The sequence below is a fragment of the Methanospirillum sp. genome, assembly GCF_035560735.1.
GTDB lineage: Archaea > Halobacteriota > Methanomicrobia > Methanomicrobiales > Methanospirillaceae > Methanospirillum.
In genome coordinates, this window is sequence record NZ_DATMYY010000185.1 from 1 (window position 1) to 6,583 (window position 6,583).

6 protein-coding genes are annotated in these 6,583 nt (G+C 51.4%); all 6 read left to right on the plus strand.

What is annotated here, in order from left to right; genetic code table 11:
• The first annotated feature begins 25 nt into the window (after window positions 1–25).
• From VN429_RS05545 to VN429_RS05570, 6 genes are read left to right on the plus strand one after another with little or no spacing between them, the layout of a single operon-like run.
• A complete protein-coding gene (locus VN429_RS05545; protein ID WP_325630711.1) occupies window positions 26–628 on the plus strand; it encodes a 4Fe-4S dicluster domain-containing protein in 603 nt (200 codons plus the stop codon).
• Between the two features lie 21 nt (window positions 629–649).
• Window positions 650–2,539: an anaerobic carbon-monoxide dehydrogenase catalytic subunit gene (gene cooS, locus VN429_RS05550; RefSeq protein WP_325630713.1), complete on the plus strand. Its 1,890-nt coding sequence runs from the start codon at window positions 650–652 to the stop codon at window positions 2,537–2,539.
• Between the two features lie 23 nt (window positions 2,540–2,562).
• Window positions 2,563–3,084 carry an NADH-quinone oxidoreductase subunit NuoE family protein gene (locus VN429_RS05555; protein ID WP_325630715.1) on the plus strand — a complete coding sequence of 174 codons (522 nt, stop codon included), beginning with the start codon at window positions 2,563–2,565 and terminating at the stop codon, window positions 3,082–3,084.
• A complete protein-coding gene (locus VN429_RS05560; protein ID WP_325630717.1) occupies window positions 3,081–4,784 on the plus strand; it encodes an NADH-ubiquinone oxidoreductase-F iron-sulfur binding region domain-containing protein in 1,704 nt (567 codons plus the stop codon). The genes VN429_RS05555 and VN429_RS05560 overlap by 4 nt, the downstream gene beginning before the upstream one ends.
• Window positions 4,781–5,599 (plus strand): 2Fe-2S iron-sulfur cluster-binding protein, encoded by an 819-nt coding sequence (locus tag VN429_RS05565; protein ID WP_325630719.1) that lies wholly within the window; start codon window positions 4,781–4,783, stop codon window positions 5,597–5,599. The genes VN429_RS05560 and VN429_RS05565 overlap by 4 nt, the downstream gene beginning before the upstream one ends.
• Window positions 5,592–6,497 carry an ATP-binding protein gene (locus VN429_RS05570; protein WP_325630722.1) on the plus strand — a complete coding sequence of 302 codons (906 nt, stop codon included), beginning with the start codon at window positions 5,592–5,594 and terminating at the stop codon, window positions 6,495–6,497. Before VN429_RS05565 ends, VN429_RS05570 begins: the two co-directional genes overlap by 8 nt.
• Window positions 6,498–6,583 lie beyond the last annotated feature (86 nt).

The window sequence follows — 6,583 nt, forward strand, 5'->3', positions numbered from 1 at the left end:
ATGTAAGGAGAGGTGATGAGATTTTATGAAGACCGTCTTTGTCCGGCAGGATAGGTGTGTCGGATGCAGGCATTGTGAAATAGCCTGTGCTGTTGAACACTCGGAGAGTAAAGACTTATTTCAGGTTTTTACCGAGGAAAAACCATCCTATCCGCGCATTCATGTCGAATCCGTGGATAATTATCTCTCGTTTCCCAACCGGTGCAGGCATTGTGACCCTGCCCCCTGTATGCAAGTCTGTCCGACACGTGCACTGAGCCGGGATGAGGCGACCGGTTCTGTTCTTGTATCATATATCCGGTGCATTCAGTGCAGTGTCTGTGCAATGGCATGTCCGTTCGGGATCATCACCTTTCAGCAGGTTCGGCAGCTGGAAAGTGATCGGGAAGTCAATGCAAAGTGCGACAATTGCATTGGACGGCTGTCAGAGAACCGGATCCCGGCATGTGCAGAGGCATGCAAAACCGGAGCCCTTGAGTTTGGCGACGTAAACGATCTCATTAAAGAGACGAGGGCTGACCTGACCATGCGGCTTATCAGGTCACAGGGTTCGGACATACAGGTCCCGGCGATGCCGGACAATATTCGGGCATTCAAAGCAGTGATGGAGACTATTGCCAATCTTTGAGGATTTCAGGGAGAGAAGATTATGTTCAGTTCGTCAGATATTAAACAGGAAGCAGAGAAGCGGGCACTGGATAGAGCCGACCAGGAGATCATCGGAAAGGCAATAGAAGACGGCATTGAGACTGCATGGGAACGATTCGCCCTCCAGCAGCCACAGTGTGGATTCGGGCAACTTGGTGTCTGTTGTAATAATTGTGCGATGGGGCCATGTCGGATTGATCCATATGGAGGAAAACCATCTCATGGGGTTTGTGGAGCGAACGTTGACACCATCGTTTCCAGAAACCTGCTCGATGATCTTTCTGTCGGAGCTGCTGCACACTCAGATCATGGCAGGGAAGTAGTTGAGGTTCTGCTTGAGACAGCAGAGGGGAAGGCCGAGGGCTACCGGATCTACGACGAAGAGAAACTGAAACGGGTCGCTGAAGAGTACGGAATCGGGACTGCCGGGAGATCGAAAGAGGATATTGCAAAAGATCTCGCCCTGGGAATGCTCGCAGAGTTTGGGAGTGTTAAGGGTTTTATCCAGATGGCAGAACGAGCTCCTGATAAGACTAAGGCTATCTGGACAGAGTTTGGGATCACTCCCCGGGGAATTGATCGGGAGATCGTGGAGGCTATGCATCGTGTCCACATGGGGGTGGATGCAGACTTCGTGAATATTCTCCTTCATGCAATGCGAACCGCCCTCGCTGACGGCTGGGGAGGCTCGATGATTGCTACCGATTGTTCTGACATCCTCTTTGGCACTCCAAAGCCCCTGACCTCCTGGGCAAACCTCGGGACACTGAGCACAGACAAGGTGAATGTTGTCCTTCATGGTCACAATCCTCTCCTGTCAGAGATGATCGTTCAGGCAGCCGAGGATCCCGACTTGAAAAAGTATGCTATCGAGAAGGGTGCCAAAGGAATCAATCTCGTTGGTATGTGCTGCACCGGCAACGAACTGTTGATGCGGAGCGGTATCCCGATTGCAGGCAACATTCTCGACCAGGAACTTGCAATTGCAACCGGGGCTGTCGAGGCGATGGTGGTTGATTATCAGTGTATCTTCCCCTCGATTCCGGCAACAGCGGGATGTTATCATACAAAGGTTGTTACCACCAGCAGGAAGGCAAAGATCCCGGGAACGCAGTATATGGAGTTCAGTGCAGAGACTGCTCTTTCGACTGCAAAGGAGATCATCAGGCTGGCAATCGATAACTATCCGAACCGGAACCCTGATCGTGTGAGAATCCCGGGAAAACCGATGAAGGTGATGGCCGGTTTCTCTGAAGAGGAGATCAGAAAGGCACTTGGAGGAACATACAAACCGCTGATCGATGCTATCGTTGCCGGCCAGATCAAAGGTGTTGTTGGTATTGTCGGTTGCAACCATCCGAGGATCAAGCAGGATTACGGGCATGTCACCCTGGCAAAAGAACTGATTAAGCGCAATATCCTTGTCGTTGAGACCGGTTGTGCTGCGATAGCTTGTGGGAAGGCAGGTCTTCTCCTTCCTGAAGCTGCGGAAGGTGCCGGTGCCGGACTCAAAGCTGTATGCAATCTACTTGGAATTCCGCCGGTGCTTCACATGGGTTCCTGTGTTGACAACTCGCGGATTCTGGTCATGGCCTCTATGGTCGCAAAGGAACTTGGTGTAGGGATTGGTGATCTTCCACTTGGCGGTGCAGCACCCGAATGGTACTCACAAAAGGCTCTGCCTATCGGGACATACTTTGTCGCATCAGGTGTATACACGGTGCTTGGGATTCCCCCCAAGATCTTTGGGAGTAAGAATGTACTGAATCTCCTTACTGAAGGCCTCAAGGGAATTACGAACTCAGCGTTTGCAGTCGAGCCTGATCCGGTGAAGGCTGCTGATCTTCTTGAGGAAGAGATCAACCGTAAACGTTCAGCCCTGGGCATCTGATCTCATCCCTTTTTGGTCAGACCATGGATGATACAACATTTCATGAGATTATCTCGCGATATCATTCCCCTTCGGGAAGAACACTTGGAATACTGCGGGATATCCAGATTGAGGAAGGCTATATTCCCAGGGAACTGCTGAGCCGGGTATCTGTTGAACTGAATGAACCAGTTTCACGACTGTACAGTCTAGTCACCTTTTACTCATTTTTCAGCCTGCACCCGGTAGGAGAACATATGATCACGGTCTGCATGGGAACTCCCTGCCATGTCAGGGGAGCAGAGAAGATCCTTGAAACTCTGCAGTCGCTCCTTCATCTTTCAGGGGAGAGTAGTGACGGAAAATATTCGCAGACCACGGAGGATAACATGTTCACCGTTGAGATCGCCCGGTGTTTTGGTGCCTGCAGTATGGCTCCTGTGCTCCATGTTGATGGTGATCTCTACGGGTACGTAACACCCGAGAAGATCCCTGATATCCTTTCTGGGTACGGATGGAAGGGAGCCGGGATCAGCCAGCCGGAGAACAGGAGTGATGTGAGATGACCGGCTCTGTCGGATCGATACGAACTCCCGAAGATCTCGCAAAGATCAGGGAGATTGGGGTTTCCAAACTACAACCTGACCATCCGAGGATCGCAGTCGGTCTCTCCACGTGTGGAATTGCTGTAGGTGGCGAGAGACTCTTTGCACGGCTTCAGGAGATCATCTCATCAAAAGGCTATGATATTGCTCTTGTCCGGGTCGGATGCATCGGGTTCTGCAAGGAGGAACCGATTGTGAATATCACGATTCCGGGAAAACCGCTCGTTATCCTGCATCGGGTCTCCGAGGATGATGCAGAGGCGATTGTGAATGCCGTGCTCAAGGGAAGTGTTCATGAGGAAAAGGCACTCTGCAAGGTCTCATCATGGGACCATATCACCGGAACAATAACCTACGGAACCGGATTTGAACAGATTCCTGATTACCATGATGTCCCGTACTTTGGCAGACAGACAAAGGTGATCCTCCGCGATGCCGGGTTCATCAATCCTGAAGATATCGATGAGTACATAGCAGTCGGCGGGTACCAGGCCTTTGTCTCTGCGGTCTCCTCCCGGACACCTGAAGAGGTTATTGATATCGTGAAACAGTCAGATCTCCGGGGCCGTGGTGGTGCAGGATTTCCCGCAGGTCTGAAATGGGAGATCACACGGGAGGCAAAGGGTCATCTCAAGTATATTGTCTGTAATGCAGATGAGGGCGATCCCGGTGCGTACATGAACCGGAACGAGATGGAAAGCGATCCCCACATGTTGATCGAGGGGCTGCTTATCGGTGCTTATGCTATTGGGACATCTGATGCCCTTATCTATATCAGAGCCGAGTATCCTCTTGCCATCGAGAGGCTCAAGAAGGCAATCGATCAGGCACGTGAGTATGGACTTGTTGGCGAAAACATTCTGGGGACCGGGTTTTCGTGTGATATTCAACTTGCAACCGGTGCCGGTGCATTTGTCTGTGGTGAATCAACCGCCCTTGCTGCCTCCATCGAGGGAAAGACAGGAAGACCACGCCCACGTCCTCCCCGGCTCACTGATAAAGGAGTCTGGGGGAGGCCGACTGATCTCAACAACGTGGAGACCTTTTGCAATGTTCCGGTCATTCTTGCCCGTGGTGCAGAGTGGTACCGGGGAATCGGTGCCAAGGGGAACACCGGAACCAAGGTCTTCTCTCTTGTCGGCAAGGTTGAGAATGTCGGGATGGTTGAGGTTCCACTAGGGACAACGCTCCACACTATCGTGTCAGAGATCGGAAATGGCGGAGCCGGGGGAAAAGCAGTAAAGGCTGTGCAGACCGGAGGACCGTCAGGCGGATGTATCCCTGCCCGGCTCTTTGACACGCCGGTTGACTTTGAGCATCTGAACGAGGCAGGGTCTATGATGGGTTCTGGTGGTATCGTTGTGATGGATGAGGATACCAACATGGTTGATATCGCCCGGTATTTCATCAATTTTGCGACCAGTGAATCATGTGGGAAGTGTGTTCCCTGCCGTGAAGGTCTCAAGCATACGCTACTCATCTTAAACAAGATCATGGCAGGGAAGGGAACTGCTGCTGATCTTGAGATGCTGGAGTCTCTGTCTGATACAATCAGTATGACCTCGCTCTGCGGTCTTGGGCAGACTGCACCAAATCCGGTTCTTACAACGCTGAAATATTTCAGGGAAGAGTATGAGGCCCTGATTTCGGAGGGGACATGACAGAGGGGCCAAAGATGGTGACGGTCACCATCAACAAGAGCCAGTACCGGGCAGAGGAAGGAGAGACGATGCTCTCTGTTGCGATGCGAAACGGTATTGATATTCCGCATCTCTGCTATGAGGAGTCGCTTGATCCCTACGGTGCCTGCCGGCTCTGCATGGTTGACCATGTCACCTGCGGGAAGCGGACGATGATGACGGCCTGCACGATGCGGGCGAAAGAGGGCCTTGAGATCATGACCGACACGCCCGAGATCGTCAAATACCGGTCAACACTTTTTGAGCTTTACCTTTCGCAGGCTCCAAAGTCTGATGTCATCAAAAATATGGCTGCACGATATGGGGTCACAAAGACGCGTTTTCTCAAAAAGATCGTGCATGACGATCCGCTCGGGGGAAAATGTATTCTCTGTGGATTGTGTGTCCGTGTCTGCGATGAGATCATGGGCGGGAGTGCTATCGGATTCATCAACCGTGGTCCGTCAACGGTTGTGAACGCCCCGTTCTTTGACGAAAATCCTGCCTGTCTTGGCTGTGGAACCTGTGCAAAGGTCTGTCCCACTCATGCAATTGAGATCGAGGATCAGGGTGACACCAGGGTCATGAAATCATGGTCAGGAACAAGGATCAAACTCCAGCAGTGCACGGATTGCGGGCAGTATTTCGCACCAAAAGCAATGCTTGAAGAGATCCAGAGCATTCCTGATCCTGGGATCGTCGAAGAACTGAAAACTCTCTGCCCTGCATGCCGGGCTAAAGAGATCGCAAAGAGCGTCTTCAAATCAACCTTCCAGGGATCAGTTCATCATGGATGATTCTGACCGGAAGACCCGGATCTATGAAACTGCAGGAGAACTGCAGCGAAAAGCCAGGTCTGGTGAGAATGGTTTTCGGGTCGTGATCACAGGGAAAGGCGGTGTTGGTAAGACCACGATAACTGCCATTCTTTCCCATCTTTTTGTGAAACAGGGATTTTCAACGCTTGCAGTTGACGAGGATCCCCAGATGAATCTCCCATATGCTCTCGGTGTTCCAACAAACAAGGAAATTGTTCCGATTACCGGGAACCTGGATTACATTGAGGAGAAGACCGGAGCCAGGCCTGGTAGCGGTTGGGGTCTGATGATGTCACTCAATCCCGATGTCTCTGATGTCGTTGAGCGATTCGGGATGAAAGGGCCCGGTGGGGTGAATATCCTCGTGATGGGAACGGTTGTCCAGGCTGCCGCCGGTTGCCTCTGTCCTGAGAATACTCTTCTTGACTCGGTGATCAGGTACATCAATCTCCGGGAAGGCGAAGTGATATTACTGGACACTCAGGCCGGTGTTGAGCATTTCGGCAGAGCCCTGGCCCGGGGATTCAGCCAGGCATTACTTGTGACAGATCCTACATTCAACGCAGTACAGGTTGTAAAAAAGGCGGTACAACTTGCACAGGATCTTGATATCAAGAGAAGGTATCTCGTGATCAACCGGGTGAGATCTGAACATGATATCAAAAAGGTGTATTCAATTCTCGGGGATACGATAGATCTCTTTTCCGGAATGTTTTACCTGCCGTATGAGTCCGAGATGCTTGAATGTGAGCCTGATGTCAGGGGAATCATCGGGATCGAGTCCGGGTTTGTTGGGGGAGTGGAGGAGATCAGGAGAGAGCTTGAAGCGTGCTGTCAGGGATATGACGGGGTTGTTCCCGACGATTCTCCGGGATGAGTGAATCTCTCTTGTCTGATGGATTTGAGTAACATTAATTATTGATGGTAGAGATGTATTTCTTCTTGTTACCACTAATCTCTATG